We start from the raw sequence: 24,557 nt of genomic DNA on the forward strand, positions 1-24,557 counted from the left end.
GTACGGCTCGGCGCAGCGCCTAGAGGCGGAGATCCAGCTGCTGGAGAACCGGAAAGCTGGGCTTGCCGCCTTGCGGGATGCCGGTGCGGACCCGATCTGGGGGCGGGTCGGTGTCGCGCCGACTGCCGACGGTGCCGGGCAGCGGATGATCGTGGTCGGCTCGCCGACAGATGGCACAACTGGTTTGCTACGCGCACTAGCGGATACGTTGCGTCGGGAACCCGGGGCCAGGGCCGCACTCGATGCCGGAGCGGTGATCGAGTTCCGGTATGTGTCGGCCGGGCAAGCTGACGGCACGGTGGTCGATATCGCTGACTCGGATGTAGCCGAGACAGTCCGGAACAGTGCTGGTGCCGTCAATTCGGATGTGGCAGCCTCGGATGGCTCGAATACGCGGGGCAGTCAGCCCGACTCCCTGGATGCTGAAACCGGTGGTGCGACAGCCGGTTCGGTGTCTGACGTTGCTGATGCCGAGATCGAGCAGCTGCGTACCGACGTGGCGGGGGCGGCGTCGAAGGTGACCGCAGCGGTCGAGGCGTTGCGGGTCCGGTTGGATGGCTCCGCCGCGGAGCCGGCGGACGTGGTGCGCGCCGCGCTTCGGCGAGCGTCCGATCCGGACGTGGCTTCCGGGGAGCAAACGATCCTGCTGGCCGAGTTGTGGCAGCTCAAAGGGCTTGTGGCGGCGGAGTTCTCGGCTCGCGATGAGCTGCGGAGCCGGCTGGAGTCGACGGGGGCGTCCGACGATGCCGCCGAGATCTTGGCGGTGGGGAAGCGTCGACTGGGGTCCCTGCAGCGTTTGCTGGCGGACATGGTCGATGCGACCGCCGATCGCCGGACCACGTTCCGGCGGGTAGCGGGCGCGGTGCTGGGGAGCCGTGAGATCCATGAGCTCATCGTCGGCGCGTTGCCGCCGGGTTCGTCAGGTCGCGGCATTTACGCCGCGGCGGATCGGCTGCGGGATTTGTTCCACGCGCTCGGGCCGGATGCGTCGCTCGATATCGGCATCGAATTGATCGATATCAAGGGCGCGAAGGTAGTGCAGCTCGAAGTCGCCCATATCGGCGGGGATGCGGTTGTCGAGGCTGCGTTGGAAGACTGCGCAGGCGTCGAGCCGATCGTCGCCGAAGGCGATGATCTCGAAAATGCGCTCGGGCACCGGTATACGTTCCGATATGGGCTGAACAGCGGTGCGGCGCGCGATATCGATACGAGTAGTCATGAGCGGTTGATTCGTGAGCGGATCGCGGCCTCGGAGTCGGATCGGCGGCAGCTGCTGGACACGTTGCGTGATCGGGTCGGGGATTTGTCCGACGCAGACGTGGTGGCTGCTGCGCTCGAGATGGTGGTGCATCGGGACATGCCGGCCGAGGCAGGCCGAGCAGCGCTGGCGGAGCTGCGGCAGCTCGCCGAAGCAGTGCGAGTGGGGCGTTCGGCACTCCGTGATTTGCAGATGCTTCAGGATTCCGACCCGGCGATCACGGCCGAGCTGGATCGTTTGCAACAGGCGCTGGCGGATTCCGAGCTGGATCTCGCCACACGCCAGCAGGCCAAGCGAGATGCGATCGAGCAATTCAACGAGAGCCAGTGGTACCAGAAAGACCGCAAGTGGCGGCATGTGTCCGTGCAGTGGACAAACGGATTCGGCGACCCGGCTATCGACGTGCAGGCGCTGGAGGAAATCCTCGCCACCGTGGCCGACCTGCTCGACGAGTATCCGTGGATCAGACTGAACCGGCTCCGTGTCACGGATATGGACGCCGGCGATGGAAAACACGCATTCGCAGCGACGGAGTACGAACGGTTCAGTGTTCCGCGGGTCACCGGTGATGCAGAAATTTCGATCGATTTCAATAGGTCGGACCTCAGAAACCTGGCCCGGGCGAATCGGCAGGATACGGCTGCGCTCGAGCGCGATGAATTGGTGGGTTTGCTTGGCGAGGTCCTGAAGAACACCATTCGTCACGAAATTGGGCACGCGGCAGTATATTCGGTGCCTGCGCGCACCTTCACTGAACATGCCGTGCACGGCCTCCGTGCGGTATTCGACGAGACTGTCAACGGTGACGACGCCGAGTTCGAATCGTGGCTGGCGAGCCGGTACTCGTTCGATGCGAATGGCATCCTGAGTATCGGCAACGATGTCGTTACCGATCTTCTTCAGCGGGCCTACCACGCGATAACCGGGGACTACAGCAGCGCCGGATTCGAGAGATGGTACGACGGGCAGTTCTCGGGATACAGTCGCCTTCCGGCCGATCATGCGAGGTCGAACCACGGTGTCCGCCGGTTGGATCTGCACGAGGCGTTCGCTGAAGCCTTCGGTGCGGTGGCGGCCTATGGATTCGAGAACGTCACCACCGGCGAGCAGTTGCTCTATGAGCTGGTGACTGGTCCGAGGGACGACGGTGTCCTCGCAGGCTCGGGCAATGCGGACGAAGCCGCGATGCCGGTCGCCGAAATCCTGCGAGCGCGCAAATCCCGCATTTCCGAAAACTACTCCGGTCTCAACGCGAGATTGGTTGGCATCGACGACAATCCCGAGATCCCCGTCGCGAGATTCGGTGAATTCCTCGAGCTGTTGGCGCAGGCAGACAAGCTCCTGCCTGGTGGATTGCCTCGGGAACTCGCGACCGCGAGCCTGCGCTCGATGCAGTCCGGCGAGACACCCGACTCGACCTCGTTCAGCAAGACCTACCTGTACAAAGAACGCGAGCGCGCCTTCCCGGTGCTGGTACTGGATCCTTCGGTGTTCACGGACACCGACGCCGTGCAGGAGATCGTGAGCCGAGACCTGCCCACCGGTCTTTCCGCCGATGGCATCAGCGCTCCCGTGTCACTTCTGGCGTACGAAACGGCGAAGGCCATGTACGGGCCGATCCGGAAATGGGTCGATCTCGAGGCACTCGACCGGACGCTGCGCGGTTTCCTCGGTGGCGATGATGAGAGCAGGTACCGCGACTTCCTGATCAACCACTTCGGCGAGAACGGGTTCGACACCGATGAGCACGGAGTGCACTCGGTCAACGAGCTGGCAGTCACGGCTACGTTGGCCAAGTGGTTCTCCGGTCTCGCGCGCAAGCCTGGCGATGGCGTGGTCAGGGAGTTCCTCGCGCAGGTGTGGAAAGACCACCGCATGCAGGTCCTGGGTGGTCCGGGAACCGCACTCGGTCCGATGCGCCGCGGTAACGGCGCCGGGCTGAATGTGCTTCCGCACATGCTGTTGCCCGGCGCCGGCTTCGACGAAATACTGTCGGACTGGGGCTTCGGCAGCCAGTCGGGCACATTGGCGGAGCGGCTGGCCATCGATGCGGCAATGAGCCAGGACTGGCGTGCCACTCTGGTCCAGGATTCGACCACCTCGGTGACAACTCTCCGTGCCTTCGCACCCGATGGTTCCGAACTATTGACGGTGCGCACCGATAGTGAGTCCGGGCGGCACGACACATCGCAATCGCACTCTGATCCAGAGACAGAACCACAGCCCACCGTTCCCACGGCGGAGGCGCTCGACGTGGTGGCTCGCCGTCTACGGTCGATGGTCATCCGGATGGAGCCGGTCGGCGCCGAGGCGCTGGAGGACCTCGGTCGCCTGTTGAGCGCGATCACCGAACACGGCGCTGATCTCCCCGCCGAGGCGAATTCGGTAGTCGACTCGTTCATCGGGCTGCTGCCTTATCTGCGGTCCAGCGGGCACGGGGGCGTGCCGGCGATCGATACCGCAACCACGGTGCTGACCGAGAAGCTGGTGGAACTGTTCGGGGGGACCAGCAGCGCTGAAACACTGAAATCTGCTGCGAGCCAGCACAACAAGCTTCTGGCGGCACGCGGTGCACACCCCGGAGTTCGAGCAGACGCGGAGACGGACAGCCGGACGATCCACGCGACACAGGTTTCCGATGCCGCCGAGGGTGGGTCCGCGGCGGAGAAGTTCGACGCGCAAGGTGGCCGACAGGATGTCTGGCGCCGGGCGATCCTGGCCGCGGTCCGGCACGGACTTGCCGCGCAGGGCGGGCACGCATCGATCGTCCGGCATTCGGAAAGCCGTGCCGATATGTACCTGCTGGACGATCCCGCCGACTCGCCCACGTTCGCGCGACTCCACGTCAACGCAAGGGCTGATGAACTCGAGGCGTCGTGGCAGCCGACCCGATCGGACGAAGATCCGATCGGGTGGACGGAACGCCTGCTGCGCGATGTCATGCTCGTGGGTTTGCATCCGGACACCGTCGACGCGATCTGCGCTGACATCATGCACCGACTGGGCCGCCTGCGGCAGCTCAATAATGGTTGGCATCCGAGGATCTCGGTCCGTCGCTCGGGTTCCATGGTGTTGGTTCGATTGGCGAACGGCGCGTATGAGCGCTACCAGGTGCCGCCAACCCTGAATGGTCAGCTTCCGTTCAGCGCGAAGATCCCGGGCAGGGTCCTGGATTTCGACAGCGCACTGGAGTCGGCGAGCCAGGAACTTCGCCGGCGATACGGTGACGAACTTCCGGTACCCACGACGTCCGAGGACGTAGCGGCTGTGGATTCGCCGCTCGACAGCGGCGCGCTCACCGACCGCCTTCGATCGGCAAGGCCGACAACGTTGCTGGTCGACGAACGCGCGACGAAGGGCCCACGCCGTGCCCTCCTGCTGACCAATGATCCGGTGCTGATCTCCGAAGCCTTGGCCGAACAAGGGGCCGGGCCCCAGGAATCGGCCGCGATGTTCGGAGCGTTCGCCCGCGGCGAGAATGTCTGGATCTACGACTCCGCGCAGGCTCGATGGCGGCCGCTCCGCGAGGCCGACCTGCCGGAGAGTGTCGAATCTACGAGCGTGGTCGTCTATGGCGCCTACATCGAGAGCGCAGGCGAAGGGCACACCATCGTCGGCGGACGCGTGGTGGATTTCGATCGGTTCGTAGCGGGTCATCCAGCGGGACTGGAGAATACGGGGGACAGCTCAGCCACACCACGACCGCAGACAGATTTCCGGCCGCCGATGCCCCCCAGGTTTGGGGTGGGCCCAGGGCCCTACCTCGAATTCGCAGGGGACCCGAGCCGCCCGGCCCGCCGGACCGATCCCATCGCACTGCCGAATGCGGCGGAGAGCCGGTTGCCAGGCCTGGACGAACAGACCATCCTGGAGCGGCGTACCAAGCAGTCGATCGCCAACCGGGCGGCGACGGAAGTGCATCTCGGCGGGCTCGTTGCCCACGGCGCGGTGTCGTCCGCCGAGTTCAGGATCGTCGCGGATTTCTTGCGGCAGGCGACCGCGGATGGGCGGGTGCGCTTGCCCTGGTCGATCGTGGTGGACTTGCTGGACGGCGATCGGCCCTACGAGGTCCGGATGGAGGGTGGATCCGGCGGCCCGCTTCCGGTGCTGGTACTGAACCGGAAGGTATTTACCGACCCCGGTTGGCTGGCCGATGTGCTGGCGGGACAGCCGTGGGCGGGCTCCCGAGACGGGATCACGGCGGTGCTCGCGCACGGGATCGCCGACGCTGCCTACCACACGCAGGCGCGGCGGCCCCAGCGCGATCTGATCGAGGACGCGCTGCGCCAGTCCCATTGGGCGGAGACCGGGCGCGACGACGAGTTGGGCTATCTCGCTTGGCGAGCCGATCAGTTCTCGCCGGCCTATCTCCAAACCGATGGGCTGAAACTCCCCGACGCGGTCATCGGTACGGTGGCCCACCTGCTGCCCGGTGGCAGAGCGTTGAATGTCGGCGAAACGGAACTCATCGAGCGGCATGAGGGCATCGATGCCGCTCGTTCTTCTGATGGCCAGGTGCTCGCCCTGGGGATCCGCACGGATCCGACCACCGGCCGGTCACGTCTGAACGCACCGCCGCACTCCCTGCTGCCCGAGGGGGAATTCGTTGCCGCGCTTCAGGGCTCACGTGTCGATACGGAAACCATCGAGGCCCTGCGGGCCCTCTCTTCGTTCGGCGCAGGTGCGCAGGACCGCTACCTCGAGGTGGAATCGGGTTCCGGCTATGTCGACCTTCGTGGCCTCGGCCAGGACGGTACGACATGGTTGACCGCGGAAGTCAGCGCGGCGGGCGAGATTTGGGAGTCAGAGCTCCGCTGGACTGCCGAGTGCGGTGAGGGTGGCTGGCCGGATACTTTCACCCGTGAGGTGTTGCGCGCACTGACCTCCCGCTGGGCCGGCACCGACGTGACCGTACAAGCCGTCATGGCGGAGTTGCGGGTCGCGCTCGGCGGTGAGCCGGCCGCGATCACGGTGCGAGTCTCGGGTCCGCCCGGACAACAGTCCCTGCGGGTCAGCGCGGCATCGCTGGACCACGTCTTCCGTCAGGACGATTCCCAACGCGCACAAACACTTTCAGTCGAAGCCGAAGTAGTCGACGGTTCTGTCGGCGGCAAGTCGAGGCCCATCGCCGACGCCGTCGGTGACGATGCGGCCAGCGGATTCGACGGCCTGACCGGAACACTCGAGGACACACCGTCGGACGAACCGATCACGACACTCGTCGAAGACGAATCTCCGGCGGATGACGAGTCGGATCTGGGCACCGTGCAGACCAGCTCCGGCGGTGCCGATCGAGGCGGCCACCCGAATGCCGCTGAATACGCGGAACTGTTGGGTGGCAGCGATTCCCCGGCTACGCCCACTCGCCGCGGACCCTCCCTGCACGGCGCGCAGAATCCATTCGCGCCACAGCAGTCTCAGCCGAGCCGCCAGATGCGACGCGCCTACGAACCGACCGGGGACACCTCGAACGATCCGTTCAGGTACTGGGGCCCGAACCGCAACCAGGCGTGGGGTCGCGACGGTGGTCATGTAGGGCCGGGAGACCATCTGCCGCAGGACGGGGAAGGCGAGTTCAACAGGCGACTGACGGATGCTGCGGCCCAAAGCGCTTCTGCATCGGTAGGTTTCATCGGGCTGCCCTCCGAGCGGGGGGTGCCTGCAGCGGCCGGTGAGCGGGCGGCTGCAGACCGTGCACAGGCGGCGGTGACAGCGACTCTGGCGCGTCTACGTGATCACGTCGAACAGTCGGTATTCGATTCGCTGGCTGCGGTATTGCCGATCGCGTTCGAAGGTGCTGCCGGCGCAACCGCGGCTCCGCAAGGAGCATTGTGGGAAATCCGGATCACGCGAGTCGATGGGGATATCACTCTGCTGGTCTATCCGGATTCGTTGCAGGCGAAGCTGCCTCAGGTCGGTACGGGGACCGGGCGCGAAGTCCTGCGGTTGCTGACCGCTGGGCGGTCGATCGCCGAGATCGATGCCGCTGCATCGATGACAGTCGTGCGGGTAGGCAGTGGGAGATCCCTGAACATCACCCAGGACGTCGGCCCGACCCAGCAGAGCTTTGGGTATTCGGATTCGGCACTGGCTCGAATCGAACTGACCGGCAGTGAGTTCAGCGACTTCGACACCGTGCGTCACCTGCTGAATCCGCTTGTCGCGGGCGAAACAGGCGGCCAGGATGTGGATGCGGTAGCGGATTTGCTGGTCGACTTCGCGGAAGTCGTCGGCGTTGATCCGAAGTCGGTTGTTATCGATGTGCGTGAGACCGATGCCGGTCCAGTACTCGGTGTGTCCGTGCTCGCCTATACGGGTGTTGTTCGGGAAAATGCGCGGTTGCTACTGGGTGACCGCGCGGGTCTCGTCGAGATCGCAGACGTCGACAGAGGCATGAGCCGACTGTCGTTCGAATATCCGCGTGCCGAACAGTACGCAGCAGACACGGCTTCAACATCCTGGGTCCCGCCACTCGGTGACCACTCGGCACCGGACGACATCTGGTCCGCAACGCGATTCGAAACAGTGGCGGCGGTCGGCGCGGCGTTGTCCGTCAAATACCCGGCGATGACGTTCGCCGGTTTCGACGATCAAGTCTCGCTCGATACCGCGCTCGAGGTCGCCCGGATCGTCGACGACATGCTGACCCAGCATCCCGAACTCGATGTTCGTGGTGTCCGCTTCGGGGGTGCCGACAGCCGTGTCCGAGTCACTATGGCCGAGGTCGGTGGCGTTGCGCACGCACGATCGATCACGGTGCCGCGTAACGCCGGCGCTGACCGGGTGCGCGACGCACTGGTGTACGAATTCGGCAAAGCCATGCTGATTTCCGGTCGCTGGCGAGCCGAACCCAAGGCCGATCAGGTATTGCTCGAGCTGTACGGCGACCACGGCGACGAGCTTCGTGACCAGGAGTGGGGTGACCTGAGCTACCAGGCATGGTTGGAGTACGAACAGTTCCCTGCCATCCCCGGTGTACCCAGTGCTTTCCATCGAGACGGGACCGTCAATTCCTGGACCGCCCTGCTCGAGTCGTTCTGGATCGCCAAAACCCGGCCCGAGGAAATGACGCCCGGGCACCGGGCTCTGAGCGCTCTGCTGGTCGATGAGGCTCGCCGGTGGTCGGGTCGGCATCCGGCGAGCTACCGAACGCCGCCGCGAATCAACCCACTGAAGTCCGAGGCCGAGGAGGTCGGTGACAGGTACGGGAAGTTCGTCTTCGGTTTCGACCTGCCGGACCTCGACCGGGATCTGGCCCGGGAGTACCTCGCGGCCATGCGCGAAGAGCTGGCAGATGACCCGGATATGTCCTTTGCGGGGTTCGGAATCGCTCCACTGGCCGGAGGTCGTCGAGCCGAATTCCGGGATCGGGACGGCGTCAAAGTCCTGGTATTCAACGAGCGTTATCTCATCAACCCGGAATACACGCGCGCAAGCGACCTGTCCGATATCTGGACCGGGATAGAGAACGGCCGGCTGACGGAGCCTTGGCGCTATATCGGACATCACCCGGGTGGTAAGGCCAGCCCGGTGACCCGGTCCGTGCGCCACGAAATCGGGCATGGCGGGGACCCATCGATCTGGCTGGGAATGCACGTACTGTCGAGCGAGTTCCGCGCCGCGCTGCGTGACGAATCCCTGGTGATGTCGGAGAAGTCCGCGAAGGACTACCGAAGGGCATTCCTCAAGTCGCTCGAAACGTATCTCGTGCTACTGAACAAGTACCACGAACTCGCACCGCCAGGACTCACCTTCGGCCACTGGCTGCACGGTCAGCTCAGCCGCTACAGCTTCCACGAGAACGGGTCGCTGAATCTGGAGGAGGCGCGGGCGGAGGCGCGCGCCGCGGTGAAGAACGGAAACCCGACCATCGGCGAGCAGATCGTCGACGATCTACGCAGAGCCGACGATGCCCGCCGTCGTCGCGCGAAGATGGGGGAGCAGCCGGACGACAGCGGGACGGGGCGCCGGACGTTCAGCGAACCCGGCTCCGACCTGCCCCGCTCGGGCCCGGCGTCCTTCCCGGACTTCCATCCGCCCGCAAACCGCCCGGGCGATCCGACTCGTCGCATCGTGCCGCCCATGCGCGATGCCAGCGGTCGTCATCCGCAGCGGCATGAGCCGTCGTCCGGCGGCGAGCCGTCGGCCGCCGTATTCTTGGGCAAGAATCTCCGTGCTTGGGAGACCCGTGTTGTTGCCGGGTGGAGGACGTCGGACGCGCGCGTCATCACGGTGCGCGGTGCGGGAAGTGTCAACGGAATTGCCCCGGCTGACCTGGACTCGATGGTGGCCCCGATCCGCAGGCATATCGATGGGCTGCGTGCGCAGGGCCATCCGGTGGTGCTGGTCTACGACGGAGACCCGGATGTTCGGGCCACACCGGATGTGGGGGCGGTGTTCGGAATGCTGGCGGACGCGTTCCGCGGCGATGCGCAGGTCACGTTCGTAGCGGTGCAGAGTTCGGGATGGTACGGCGACCCGACCAGTGGGCCGATCCGTAGTGCCGAGGGAACTGCTTATGCGACATATGTTTTCGATGATGATCTGCCGGGCGGCCACGCGAGTTTGACGCAATCGGCGTCGCTGGTCGGCTACGCAGGGTACGAGCAGTGGTTCGTCGGGCCGGTGGGTTCGACTGCGTCCGAGCAGCTGGCGGATTTGGCGGCCCGGGCGGCGCGACGATCACCAGGCTCGGATCCGATTCCGGTGACGATCGTGGTCGGCCGAATCCATACCGAACGCGGCCCGGCCTTGCAAGCGAAGCTGGACGCGCTGCCCAAGGATGCCACGGCGGACCGCGTAGAGATTGCCGGGCAAATTGCTCAGCGGAAGCACTCCCCATATGGGGCATTCTGCGACGAGAACGGACATGTCGTACTCGAGCCCGCTTCGGGCCTCGCCATCGGCGTGGTGGGCGAGTTGGGGGCCGTCGAAGCGATTTCGGGTGCGCCGAACAGCGCAGGAGCCAGGCGGCTGTGGAGGGAGCAGATCGACCGTGACCTGGCTGGTCTCCGGACCGAGGCGGACCAGTTGCGCGCCGCGTTCACCGACAAGCTGGGCGGGCTTCCAGCAGAGGTGGCCGAGCAGTTGGAGCTCGCGGACAACAGCTTGCAGACGGCCGAGCTGCTGCGAGACCGGGTTGCCGAACTCGAGCAGGATGACCTGCGGGAACAGCTGCGTGTGGACGCACAGCAGTGGATCGATAAGGGACGATCCGCCTTGGCGGCCGGCTGGTTGGTGCGTGCCGAAGCCGACAAACCGACTGCGCCAGGGCTTCCCACCCGCCTGGATCCAGAAACCCTGACGGCGCACCGCGCCCAGTCACGGCGGGACCGAGAAGCCGACGCTCGCCGCATGGCCGAGCGGGATGCGGCGGCCACTGGTCCGCTGTCGGATCCGGGAGCAGGTCGCCCGGACGCGCGGCGGGTGGTCACTGTTACAGGTGGCCGTTTCCAGCGGTTCACGACGCCCGAGCTGCTGGAGCAGCGGCTGCGAGAACTACCGGTGGGTTCGTCGGCCGTGGTGTATCCGCAGCATATCTATTACATCGATCCCGAGGCCGGCCTGTACGGGCGGATGTACGAGCTGACCACGAAGCCTGGCGTGGACGGCGGTGAGCCCGAGGTCGAGCCGAGGTCGGGCACGAACCCTCCCGACGCGCCACGCGATGTCGTGCAGTATTTCGCCATCTTCCGTGACCCAGAAGGCAACCCGGTCGACCGCGCGGACCTCGAGGACCCCTCTGACCTGGGTGATGCTCCATCACACCGCCTGGATGTGCTTCCAGTCCCCGTGATCGCACCGGGCACGATGGATCCTCTGGTGGTGGCGGCACGCGATCGGACTGCCATGGCTGCCGAGGCCGTGCGCGCGGCGATCGCTGACTTCGAGGTGCCGGTCTCCGCTGACGAGCTGACCGCCGACCGAATCGATGCGACGGTTCGAGCTCTCACCGCGGCGCTGGGGGCCGATATCGCACCGGACCTGTCGCACGCGCTGAAAGACCTGGCCGACAGCGCATCCCGCTACCGGCTCGCGGCCGCGGAGGAGGCATTGCTCGCCCAGTTCGCGGCCGAGCCACCTCCTGCGACACCCGTGGAGCAAGTGCGGGCTCTCGCCGCCGCCGTCGCGGAATTCCATGCGCTTACCGCGCGGATCCATGTGGCGGTACCGAGCGTGCCGGGTGCGACAGTGGCGCAGGAGCACCCGGATCGAGTCCACGAACTGATCGAACTAGTACCTGGGCACAATGGCGCGCTGCGGTACGAGCTGATCGAACTCGGCGCGCGCTTGCGTGCCGCGGCCGCGCTCGTCGAGCTGTACACCGAGCCTGTGGACGCCGCGTTCGATGCCGACTCGGCGTTGGGCACTGACCCGGTCCGGGCGGAGGCTCTGGGGTGGGAGGTGGCGCAGATCTACGCCACCGAGCTCGCCGCTCGCGAACGCTGGCGCTCCGCGCTGCCCGGCGACAAGTCGACCGATCCTCGCGATGTCGAGGCGCGGCTCGAAACAGATAAGGCCGAGCTGTCGCGATTGGAGGAGCTTGAAGACGAATCCGATGACGATCTGTCGGATTCCGACCAGTCCAGGATGCACGAGCTGGCGAGGTTGGTCGGTCATGCGAAGCGTTATCTGCAAGCCGACAACCGTGTCAAATATGTGGAGTCGTTGCTGCCGCTCCCCGGTGATGTCGTCACCGCGGCAAGGGCATACCGAAATGCGGACAAGCAGTGGATGCGGCTGACGCAGAACTCGGCAGGATCGCGCGATGTGGAGGAGCTGCCGGACGCGGCCGACGATGCGGCGGCTTTGGCCCTCGCCAACACGAAAGACAGCATCCTCCTGGATCGCATGATCGCCGCAGCGCATCTGGCCGATCTGCACGGGGTCGGCCGTCCGGCCGACGCGGCGACGCGGGCATTCGTGGGCGCCGTGACCGTACGCGCGCAGGCGGCGGCGAATGTGGAGCAGCTCGCCGAGCGGATGAACCTGCGAGACGGGCTCGAACCGGAGCGGATTCAGCAGAGGCTGGCCCGGCTGGCCGATGACATCGATCCTGCCGACCCGGTGTACCTCGCGCTGCGCAAGGCAGCGAGCAATCTCGTCTACGCCGAGTACGCCGTGCGCCATCATGCGTGGCGGATGGTGAAAGACACTTCGCCCCAGTTCGAGAAGATCGCAGAGCAGGTTCGCGCCTTGGCCGCGAGGTTGGGGTTCTGGGTGGATCCCAACGATCTGTATCCCAACCGTCTCGGCAATCTCCTGCGGGAAATGGATGTTCGCGCCATCGTCGACGGCCGATCGCCCGTGGATCAAGACATCTATAGCGAACTGGAGGAACTCGGTCGCGAATACAGTGCGGCACAAGAAGTCTTGGCCGCAGCGCGCGCGGAATCGGAGACGATCACAGACGCTGACCTGTCGGCGCTACTTGGCGAGCCGGCCGCTGAACCTGACGGCGCTCCGGCTGGAATGGCACCGTCGGACGCCGATCCGTCGGCCGAACGGCACCGCGAGGCGGCGCTGATCGCTCGTGGAGACCGGCCGGAGCCCGAGGGCCGCGATCTGACATTGAGTGTCAACGAGGACGATCGGACAATACGTGTTCAGCTGGTCGCGGATGCCCAGCCCGGCGGCCTGCTGGAGCGAACCTTGGCGGGCTGGGGCCTCACCGAGCCGCAGCGGCGGATGGCGATCGAGTCGGTTCGCCACGGACTGTGGGTGAACGGCGGCCAGGCGTTCATCGGATGCACGGATGGCCCTGCGCTGCACATCATTACCGGTGATGTCGACGGTAAGCGTTGGTTGACGCTACACACGCCACACCACGACGGCAGCGAACTGAGCATGTCGTGGCCGGTGCATACAGAGCGGGATAATTCGGTCGGCCTGACAGAACGCCTGCTCGAGTCGATCGCGGTCACCGATGGCGGTGTGGTGTTGCCGCAGGGCGCGGTCGCGACGTTGCTCGACGAAGTGATCGAGAGCCGGTCGGAGGGGACCGATCTCGTGGTGTCGGTGCGGATACACGGACCGGTGGAGACGCGGGTCGCCGTCGTCGAGATCATCGAGAACGGGCCGGAGGGCCCGGCGTGGACGGGTCGTCTGGAATTCTCGGTCGCGAATCCGCGACATGTGGTGCGCGAATACCGTTGGAGCAGCGCCGGTCTCGATCAGAGGCTGCGGAAAGCGCTGCACAGCACCGGGTTCGGTGTTGTCCCATGGCAGGGCAGTGCCACGATGTTCGGGCTGGCGCGCCAGCACGCCGAGTGGCTGTACAGCGGCCGCCCCGACCTGCTGGTTCGGATCGGCGGTGAGCCGGACTCTCGGGAGCTGACGATCGGCCGTGCGGACGGTTCGGACCGCTACACCTACACCGAAACACCGCCGCCGCCGCGCCCCGAATCCGGTCCACTGCCAGACGGTTTCGTCGCCATGGGCGATTCGGTGGTCGACGCGCAATTCGCCGCGTCGGACGACCACGGGCTGCTCGCGACCGTGCTGGCGTTGCGTGCCAAGGCCGAAGGCTACCGTGCGGCCGCGGCCGCGAACGTGGCCGAATTGCGTGCTGAGATCGTCGAGATCCTCACCCGGCTCGGTATCGAGGACAATGATCCACCACCGTCCCGGCTGGACTCGCTGGTAGATGAGGTGTTCTGGCGCGACCCGGCCAGCGCGGCGCGCTATGTCCAGTTGGTTCACCGCTATAACAGCTCGGCACTCGACGCTGCCCACTTCGCGCGGCGGCTGACCTGGCTGACCGAATTCGCCGACCGGATCCGTCTGCCGGGAACGGGCCCGGTTACCGATGGACTGGTTCGAGATTTCGAGGCGATTGATAGGGCGCGCGAAATCACAGCGACAGCGATGCGGCAAGAGATCGCGAATTTGCCGATCTGGATCGATCCGGCGGATGCGACACCGGAACGAATTATTGCCGTGCTGCCCGATATCCAGGTACGCGTGGCGGCGGCCGGGCCGGACGACGGGTTCGAACCGAACGTCGATGGTCTCGCCCAACAGGCCGTGGAGTCTCGGATCGCCGACACGGCGGCCGATGCCTTGGCGGCACTGGCTGTCGACCGGGTGGCGCAGAATTGGCTCCGGCCGGACGCGGAGGAATCGGCGCTCATCGCGGCGTATGCCGCGGCCGCCGCCGAACAGCACCGCCTCGGGGTTCGGACACGTGCGCTGCTCAGGTATTTCGGCGCTGAAATGCCGACGGACTCGGGGCAGCTGCCGCAGGTGGTAGCTGCGGCCTTGGCATCGGAAGCTCAGCACCATGACGCGGGCCCCGTCGGCGCCAGTACCGAAAAAGCCGTGGGTGATCTGCTGGGGCTCGCGCCACTGCTGCTGGTCGCGGACTGGAAGGTCACCCACCTCGCGGGCCGTATGCCGCAGCCGGGTATCGCGTACACCGTGGATCAGGACAGCGAGCCCACGCTGGGGCCGGAAGTGGCCGCGCTGCACGCGGAGTTGCTTCGCAAGCGGCCGGCGCACCCAGCGGGCGAGGTGCCCGATCTGCTCGATGAGATGGACGCGCAGCCGTACCTCCTCGACTACGAGATCGATCTGCTCGAAACACTCGTGATGGATCTGCCGGAGCCGTCGCCTACCGCGGTGGCTGCCACCGCGCACCGGCACCGGGAGGCAGTCGCCGCCCGCCAGGACTTCGAGGCCCAGGTGTACGCGGCGCACCTGGCCGATCTGCTCGATGCGCAACTGCGCACACCGCCCGCCGAACTCGCGCATGCCACGAAGTTGGTTGCCGCGAACATTTCGGCTCGACGCATGGTGGCCGGCGAGCTGGCACAATTCGGCGCCGGCATTGTCGGAGGGCCGCTCGCTGATCCGACAGTGGAGCAGATCGACGAAGCGGTGTCGGTCTATGGGGAATCGCACGATGACGGGCACCAGGCCCGCCTGCTGGCGCAGGAGTTCAAGCGTCGCGAAATGCTCGTGCGCTACCACGCGGCGCAGGTCTTCGCGCTGGGGGCCGAACCGGGTCTGCGGGCGACGGGCAATCACCCAGGCGTGCAACGCTTCTGGGAGGTACGCAAGAAGCTCGACACCGCCGTCGAGCAGCTCTATGCCCGGGTCGCGTCGTTCCCGATGTGGGTGGATCCAGGGACGACTCCGCAGATCTTCACCGATACCCTTTCCCAGCTGAACCTTTTGCCGAAGGAAACGGCCGAGCTGAGGCAGCTCGCGGATGCCTGGCGCCAATTGGACGACGAACTCCGCACTCTCAGAACACTGTTGAACACCGACGGTATCGAGGTCTTCGCGTCGATGGACGAACTCGAAGCCCGGCTCCTGAGGTTCGGTGTGGGTACCGAGGCCGTGGTACATGCCGTCGGTCCGGTGGGCTCCGGCTTGATCGAATTCCAGATGGAGGTTGGCGGCGGGCCGACTGTACAGACGGTCGTGTCTGCGGACGAAGTACCCGGCGATACTCCCGAAATCCCATCCAACGCAGTCTTTTTCGCGAAGCTTGCCCCGCCGCTGCTGGCTGTGGACCCCCGAGAGGGGGAAAGCGTGATCGCCGCGCTGCGTGAGCGGTACCACGCTTCTCTGACCCGCCGTGTTCATGAGGTACTGGGGCAGACCCGCGTCGCGGACGCCACCGTCGCCGAGATATTCGACCGCGCTGCCCGGGAAATCAGCGGCCTGGCCGCTGACCGCAACCCTGACATGTGGTTGCTGGACTACATCGCCGATTCCGTCCTCGAGGTGAATCGGCGCGCCACCGGATTCGGACAATGGCTGGCAGTCCAGGCCGATCTCCCGGAATCGCGCTTCGGCGACTTGACCGCCCGCGAATGGGGCCGTGCGCTGCGCGCGCTCGCCCCCTTGGACCGCTCGCTGAAGTCCGACGAGCTCGACTTCCGCCTTCCGCTCCAGTCCTTGTTCTGGGAGTACGAACGTCAACTCGCCGTTGAACAGGACGAGGTCGTTCCGGACGAAGCCGATCGGCCCAACGTCGATCTGGCCGCGAAGCTCGAGGCTGCCCGTCCAGCGATCGACCGTCTCGACGCGCTTCTCACATGGAGCAGCGAGACCGACAGCGCCGCAGCCGATCTGCCGATCATGGAATTGCCCTGGACCAACGGCAGCATCGACCAATTCATCGCCCACGTGCAATTGGTGCCGATGCTGCGCACGGACCAGCGCGCCGACCTCCGTGAACGCCTCGCCGATGCCTTGGCCCAACTGGACGACGGCACCGCGCCGAATGCGAGTCTTCGCGTCAGCGAATCCCACCGGATCATCCGCATCGAATTGCTCGCTGACGGTGTGGGGATCGGCTCATGGGATTACCCCGAAACCGAGATCCCTGTGCGGGTGGCAGCCGTGCTCCGGCATCCGAACGACCCGCACTACCTGGACCCCGACACGGGCAACCCTCGGATTCGGCACGACCTGCTCGGCGTCGTCGACAAGCGCACGGATGTACAGCGTTTCACCGATCAACTGCGAAACCAGTTGAGCAACTGGGAATTCGGTGACCCCAAGAGTCCGGATCGCACAGATATCCGGGCTCACTATGAGCGAGACCTCGCGTCACTGGTCGGCGAGATGCTGTCTCGGGCAATGCAAACCCCCGACGGTGAGCCGGACCTGTCGGCTTTCGAGGTGACGGTCCACCTCGACGCCTGGGGCATGCGAGTCGAGATCGGCAAGACCGGTTCGGATCCGGAACACATTGTGGAACTGTCCGGGAAACCGGGTGTTTCGCGGCTGCGGTACGAAATGCGGAGCAGCGCGGACGGCTGGCAGCAGATCGTCGACGATTACCTGAGCACCTGGCTGACCGGAACACCGTTGGCGGCGGATGCGCACAAGGCGTGGCGGAGGGATACCGCCCGCGCCTTCGACGCCGCGGCGGGACCGGTGGCCCTGACCGTCGAGTTGGACGGCATCAAGCCAACTGTGTTGCGTAGTAGCCTGCAGCACCAGGAACACGAGTTCCCGTTCGAGTACCGCGAGTCGACATTCCCGCCCCCGCGCGGCGCGGACAATCCGGGATTGGTGGCGTTGCCGTACGCCGGGCGCATCGAGGCAAGCGTGGCGCCGGGCGATCAGGTTGCCGCCGAAGCGGTCGGTGGCGAACTCGCCGAGTTGCTCGGCGGGATCGACGAGGTAACGCGCCGGGCGGTGGCGGTCACAGTCACCGGAACGTTGTCCGCCGGCGGACGTCTGAGTCTCCGGCGTTCCGGAGACTCGTTGTTCTGGACCATTTCAATCGTGAACGGCGACGCGACGGAGTCGCTGCTCGATCTGGAAGCCAAGCAGGGCCAGCTCACGATCACCTACCCCGACAAGCCGCATACCTACGGCACGCCGGGGCTGCCGTCCGCGACGAAAGCGAGGCGACGCGCTCAATGGCGGCAATTGTTCGCCGACTCGCAGAACCCCGACCAAGTGGCGAACGTGAATCGGTGGTTCGAGGCGTGGATGGACTTCGGTTTGTCAGCGATCCATGTGTCGGGTCCGCCGTCGGATCGCATTCTGACGCTGGTTCGGTCCTACAAAAAAAATGGCCGCGATGAGGGCACAACGGAAAAAGACCGGCACGAATATCGCGAGTCCGCTGGCGGGCCGGAACTTCTGGAACCGGAACGTGGGTATGCGACCGAGCCGAGCACGCTGACGTCGCTGGTGGAAACCCGGATGGCGGAGTGGGTCGATCGTCGTCAGGTTGCTGTCGCGGCGGCGGTCGCGACTCGGTGGGCCGAGCTGGCCGCCACGAGTGCCGGGGGCCCAGCAGCGATGGTGGAGACCTCGGACGAGCCGGTCCGGCTGCGGGTGGAGATGCCGGTGCCGGGACTCCTCGAGAATGACCGGGCCCAGCTCACAGCAATGCTGGAGGCGGTCGGCTTTGCCAATGGCATCGACGGGGATGTCCTGTGGTTCGAGGCATTCGACGACGTGCGAGGCAAGTTCCTGGCGACCTATGAGAACCGATACGGGACGGACGGAAAGTTCAAGGGAATCCGCGCCCAGGTTCGGCGAGGCGGAGCCCTCGACGTCAGGATCGAGGCCGAAGAGGGCGTTACACCATCGGGTTCGGTGATGTACGAGGAGATGGCCGACGCGCTGCGACCATGGGTGCGGGCCGTGAACGACTCCTGGAAGCCGGACCTTCCCGGAAATCTGGACCGATTCAATTCAGGATTGCAGGCGTATCTTTCGAACGCCGGGGAGATCCCCGGTGCGGAATCAGAAATGCGCCGGTCCGCACACGAGAAATCGGCGCTCGAAACCTTCACAGGACGCCGGGTCGGGCACGCTTTCGGGTTCGAGAAGGTCGATTTCTTCAAGCTCGAGGGCCCGGTCGGCGGGTACACGAAGGTCTCGCCGCTCTTCTTCTCGGCGGGCATCGAATGGGCCGGTGACCACTGGCGCACCGACGCCCACGTCGAGAATGACTCCGACGTCGACGCGGCTGTGACGCGGGTCCGGGCGCTGCCCGGACCCACCCCCGGTGTCATCGAGGTGGCAGCAGAATTGGCCCGGCACGGGTTGACCGGCGTCACCGGCAACCTGACGGTCACCCACGGCGACGAGTCAGCCATCACGAATCTCACGGTGTCGCACGGCGGGTACCAACCGTTCCTGGATGCGACCGAGAACGGCTCACGCAGGTGGGACCTGAAATACCGTGTCCCAGTGGCGAACCCGGCGGCGGCCGACATCGTCGGCCAGCAGCTCGTCGCTGTCGGCAGCCATCTGCCGCCGGAACTACGTGCCGTACTTCTGGATTGGGCGCAGCGCCTGCCCGCTGAGTTCGACCGGCTGCGCGAATCCCCGCCACGCAACTTCCAGGGCATGATCGACATTGCCGCTCAGGTCAGCGAAGACGCCATGGGCTGGCAGTGGAATGCTGGAATCGGGCTGACGTTCGCCTACGACTACAGTCGTGACGGTGGTATCGGGACCGCACGAGCAGGTCTCGAACGTCGGCGTTCGATGACGCCGGAACATCTGGCCGACTGGTTGGGCCCACTGGTATCCGAGAACACCGACGATGCCATCGTCGCCGCCGCGTCAACCTTGGTGGCGGATCTGCTCGGCGATCAGACGGCCGAGCGATCTGCACGCGCCCAGATTGTTGCTGGCGAACACGGCCCCGCACTGCGGATCGAGCTGGGCTGGAGTCGCGGCCGACCTACCGAAGCCGACATCGAGGACGCGGCCGTCCGCACCGGATCCCGGCCGATGAACGTGTCCGCTACCGACACGGGCTGGTCGTTCGAGTTCGACCTCGCAGCTCCTTCGGGTGACACCGGCGACAGTTCATCGCCGCTTGTCGACGAGATCCGGCGTCGGCTCGACACAGCCACCGACATCGACCAGCGGCGTGGGCCGGAGCCAGTCGGATTCCCCCTGGATCCCCGCTCGATTCCAGATCGCGACATCCTGGACCAAGAGATCGATCGAGTAGCGAATTCGCTGCCCGGTGACCGGGAGTTCGTCGCCCGCGCATTGCGTGCAGCCGCCGATATCGGGCGCCGCGCGGCCAAGGGCGCTCAGGACGTATGGATCATCCCGGGAACCGAATCGGGTGAGGTATCACTGCTTTTCGCGCCGCGCGGGGAGCGGCCCTGGTTCCAGGCAGATGTCTGCGGCACACCCGGCAAGCGCACATGGCAGACGAAGATCTGGACCGGGTCGGCTGTCAAGGAACGCGCGAACAATGTGCGCAGGCTCTTCGACGGCATGGTCGATCAGCTCCGCGATATCGGCGGGGCCGAGCAGCTCGCCGCGGATGCGAAATCTGATGTCGAGAAATTGATCACCGACCGCAAGCCGATTGCTCTGCGCCTCGCTCCCGATGCAGGGGCGTTCACCGCCGCTGTCGCGACCGCCGATGGGCTCGAACGACCGGGCGTGTCCGTGACGGCGCACTCCGCTCAGGCGGAGCGATCGGCCGAGTCCGACGGACCGGATGTCGCGCCGACACCGAAATCAGCGAATCGGTCGGCGGCCTCGTTCCGGGTGGACGCGGCCAAGCGGCTGCTCGCCACCGCCCGGGCCGGTGGTGCCGCTCAATTGGCCGATATCGCGGAGGTTTTCGACGGGGATCGGTCCGTCGTCTTCACCCGGTGGCTGAACGGAGCGATCGACACCGATCAGCTGGCCGTCGAGAAGATCGGCACTCATTCGGTGGGCCGGGCTGTCCTGCTTCGTGCCGCCGATCTGCTGTCGGGCATTCGGCCCTCCCCATTCACGCCCACGGAGATCGTCGAGCGAGTGCGCCAGCGCCCTGACGGGGCGTTCATCGCAGCATATGCCGGTATCAGTTCCCGCCCGTCGCATATCGCGCGACGGGAAGGGCCGGACGTGGACCGCCGAATGGTCGACTGGCTGCGCAAACATCAGCCGAGTGCCGTTACGGGGGTGTCGGTACTCGACAGCGCCACTCTCGCCGCCGCACAGGATGCGTTCGCTGAAGCGAACACCGAGAACGAACTCGCCACCCTGCATTACGAGCTGGCGCTGCGACAGCTCGAATCGTCGGCTGCCGCCGGTTCCGACGACGGCAGCGCGCCCTGGCAGTCGTCCCAGGACGCGGACGACCTGCCTGGCACCTGCGCGCAGAACGGTTGCGTCGTGATCAACGCGATGCAACCCGATACGGTGGACGCGTCGCGAAACCTCGGGTCGGCCGTGGCCGGTGAGACCGTCGACCAGGTGCTCGACCGCCTGCGTTTGCGAAACCCTCAGGCGCAACTGGAACGTTTCCTCCCACAGGACGACGAGCCCGTTGACGGCGACCGTGAACCGGGTGCCGATTCCAGCGAGCGCAAGTCCGCGCATGACGTGCTCGCCGACACCCTCGCACCCGGCGATGTAGCCTTCGTCGTCGATCTGCACCCGGATCCGCTGGGCGGGGTCGACTTCCACTCCTGGACCTGGATGAAGCTCCCCGGCGGCCGCGTCTTGGCCTGGGAGCGGATCGGTAACCGCTGGATTGCCTGGGAGCGGATCGGCAACCGCTGGATCGCCCAGGAGCGGATCGGTAACCGCTGGGTTGCCCGCGACCACGTTCGCGGTGAACTGTTAGGCGTCGACTCCTCCGGTGAACCGACCGAAACCTACGCGACAGTCTTCCGCGCGGGTGTGGTGCGCACGGGTCTCGGCGATCCGAATTCCGAACCGCTGACGGGCGACCGGTTGGTCGCGGGTGCGGGTATCGGACCGGAGGAACCGCCGAAGGGCGAGCTCGACGGTTCTGCGCCTGCGGATACCCATGATCCAGCGGGCGACCAGGAGGGGGCCGAGCCGAACCCGGATCGATTCGGGGGATGGAAGGCCACCGACAGCGACGGAGTATCGGACTCATCCGCGGATCTTCCCGCCGACGGTGGTGACGAGGCCGCCGAGATCGAAGCATTGCGGGTCGACGGAGTGACGACAGTCGCCGACGCGCTGGAATCCGCGGATCAGGTGGCCGCGGCGATCGCGGCCGGCGCGGACGTGATCGCGTTCCGGGTCGCCCTGGACGCCGACCACCGGTTGGTCGCGTACTTCGGCCCCGGCGAGACGATGGTCGAAGCGGGCTCGGCCACGGTCGAGTCGTCGGCTGTGCAGGTGGTTCCGTTCACCGAGCTGGCGGCGCAGCTGGCGAGTGCCATGCCTCCCGTGACGGCTCGGGCGATCCTGGACGTCGACCCGACATGGAGCGACCGGGACGTCGAACGGTTCGTCTCGTCGGTCATCGACAAGGCGGGGGCTGACGGGTCGTCGGTATCCTACGAACTCGCCGGATTCGACTGGAGGGTCTGGCATTACGCGGCGCAACTGGTCGAAGGCGCAGATGTCCCCGGCCGGGTCGCGCTCGTCCGGCGCGAGACGGCCGACAAGTCCTGGCTCGGGCCTCGGAGCCGGGATGGCGTCATGGCCGCGGTGCGCGCGGCAGGGGCGACGAGCGTGTTCTTCGAGGACGCGCCGAGTACCGGGGATTTGGTGGCAGCCCGCGGTATGCCGGTCACGGTCCGCGCCGACAGCGTCGACGAGGTGCGCCGGTGGATGTGCTTGGGCATCACCCGTTTCGTGACGAACTCCCCATCGAGCGTGCACAACGCCGCGGCGGAGTTCACACCGCCCGGGGACATCGCCCGGCGCCGCCCCGCCCGTGCAGAATCCAGGACGTCACCGAACCCGGCGGATGTGCCGCTGCTCATCACGACACCGGATGTCCGGCGTGAAATCGAGAGGCGCGAGGAAGAACTCGATCGGCACGAGTCGGGTGTGTACGAGGTGCGGGGGCGGTTGTCAGCCGACGGGCTCCCAGTGATCTATGCCTATGACAGGGAGGGATTGCGCCCCGTTCCGATGGAAGAGGTGGCACGGCTGCTGTCGGGTCTGCGTGCCACCCTGGTCGTCACCCTGGAGGTGCCGGTTGCGTGGCCCCCCGGAACTCGTACCGAGGCCGATTATGCGGCCGAGGCGCGGGAGTTGGTCGAGACCGTGGTGGCCGTATTGAACGGCCACGACATCAGCTACGTCTTCCAGGGCGACGATCCGGCGATTCGCGCCGCCGTGAAAGATATCGCCCCCGACGCCGACGGCACCCCCCGCCGACACCGCCCGACCCGCCTGGCACGCGATGTAGGCCTGCCCGCCATTCGCACACTGATCCGGACCCTGCCTCCCGTCAAGCAGCCGGTGGTGCGACTGCGGCATCTCGAAGGCAAGACCGTTCGACAGACGATGGCCGAAACCGGGTACACCCGTGCGATGGTGCAGGAATTCGAGCGGGACGGATTGCGTGAGCTGGCGCTCCGCCAGGCCGAGGCGGCATTGGGAAGGCCATACCTGTCGCAAGCGTTGCCAGTGCGGCGCGCCAGAATCACTGAACCGGGCGTCGAGCCGGAATCGACGACCTCGCTGATGGCCTCGCCGCCCGATCGCCGAACCCTCGATCGAGCCAGGCGACTGTACGAGGCGATGCTGCGGCGGAGGTTCGGAGATCGCGGGCCGACTCCGATCGAGCTCGAATTGGTGCAGCAGGAAGTCTTTTCCCTGTTGGAGCAGTACGTCATTATCGACCTCAGGATCGAAGCGCTGGCGAATTCGCTCGGTCGTGGCGTCGACCAAGTCCGAGCTCAGATGCGCGACGAGCTGCGTACTCTCCTGCACGACAAACCGCTCGCTATCCGAATCAACGCCGGATCCTTGGCTTCCGTGCTCGATGAGGGGAGATATACATCCCGGCGTATGCCTGGTGGGCATCGTGCCCGTGCCGAGAACGAGTGGTTTGGAAGCGAACCGATCTATGGATATGTGGCCATCGACGGAGTTCGCCCGGTTGGGCAGCAGATCTACGCAGGTGAGCTGAGTAGTTTCGGCCGCGAGCAGATCATTCTGAAGCCTGGGGTTCGCAAGCGCTCCACGTTCACCGTCGGAGATTCGTTGATGGACGTGGGCCGGACCCTGCCCTCGCCCCTGACCGACCCGCGCGAATGGTCCTACGGTGCGTCGCTGGGTGACGGGCTCGGTCGTGACCCACACCGACCATGGTTCCGGACCCAGAACTTTGTCGAGATACAGATCCACGGTGACCTCACCCTCGACGACATCGACTACGTCGCCCTGCACGAGGAGCCGAGCGACCAGCTGCGCTCGGCACTCGAGCGATCCGGTGTCAAGTGGCGTGTCGTCACCAACCGGACGATCGCGAAGCACGGCAGCCCGGCCGAACGCGCGGCCGCACTGGTCCGCGCCCGAGAAGATCTGGAGCTGGTACGAAACCGCCCCGTCGAGGATGCGGATCTTTCGGAGTTCCCAGCGTTCGAAGAGGAACAACGGGTGTTGGCGCTGTGGGAGCGGCAGCTCGCCCAAGATATCCGCCAGCTCGAAGAATCGCTGATACCCCACGGGGATGCCGCTTCAGAGCAAGGCGCGGCGCGGTCTTTGGCCTGGTTGCTCCGATACCGCGCGGAACTCGTCGCACAAGGTGGCGCGGCGCTCGACCACGTGGTCGCCGGTCTTCGGGAAATCGACCGGCTCGAGCGCGCGATCGAGGCTCTCGACGCGGACGCCGAACGGTCCGATCGATGGGTGATGGAGAAGTCCGCCGAGGGTGCCACGGACGTCAGGCGGCCGGCGATCGATGATTTCGCCGAGTTTCCCGCTGAATTTGTCCCGCTGTCCGAGGTATACCGTTCGATGCTGGCGGGCCGGTCCGACCACCGCGTTCTCGACGAATTCAGAAGTGTTCTCGGACAAGGTGTCTCGTCGGCGGCTGAGGCCGAGCAGCGGTTTGCTCTGGACGATCGCGTCGACGCGA

1 protein-coding gene (running past both ends of the window) is annotated in these 24,557 nt (G+C 65.9%); it reads left to right on the plus strand.

This entire window lies inside a single protein-coding gene on the plus strand: locus ACFVMC_RS28830, encoding a glycerophosphodiester phosphodiesterase family protein (RefSeq protein ID WP_379215411.1). The 116,319-nt coding sequence extends 14,729 nt beyond the window's left edge and 77,033 nt beyond its right edge, so the window shows coding positions 14,730–39,286, spanning codon 4,910 (partial) through codon 13,096 (partial); the first complete codon in view begins at position 2. The start codon and the stop codon both lie outside this window.

The sequence above is a fragment of the Nocardia sp. NPDC127579 genome (assembly GCF_042672005.1).
Lineage (GTDB): Bacteria > Actinomycetota > Actinomycetes > Mycobacteriales > Mycobacteriaceae > Nocardia.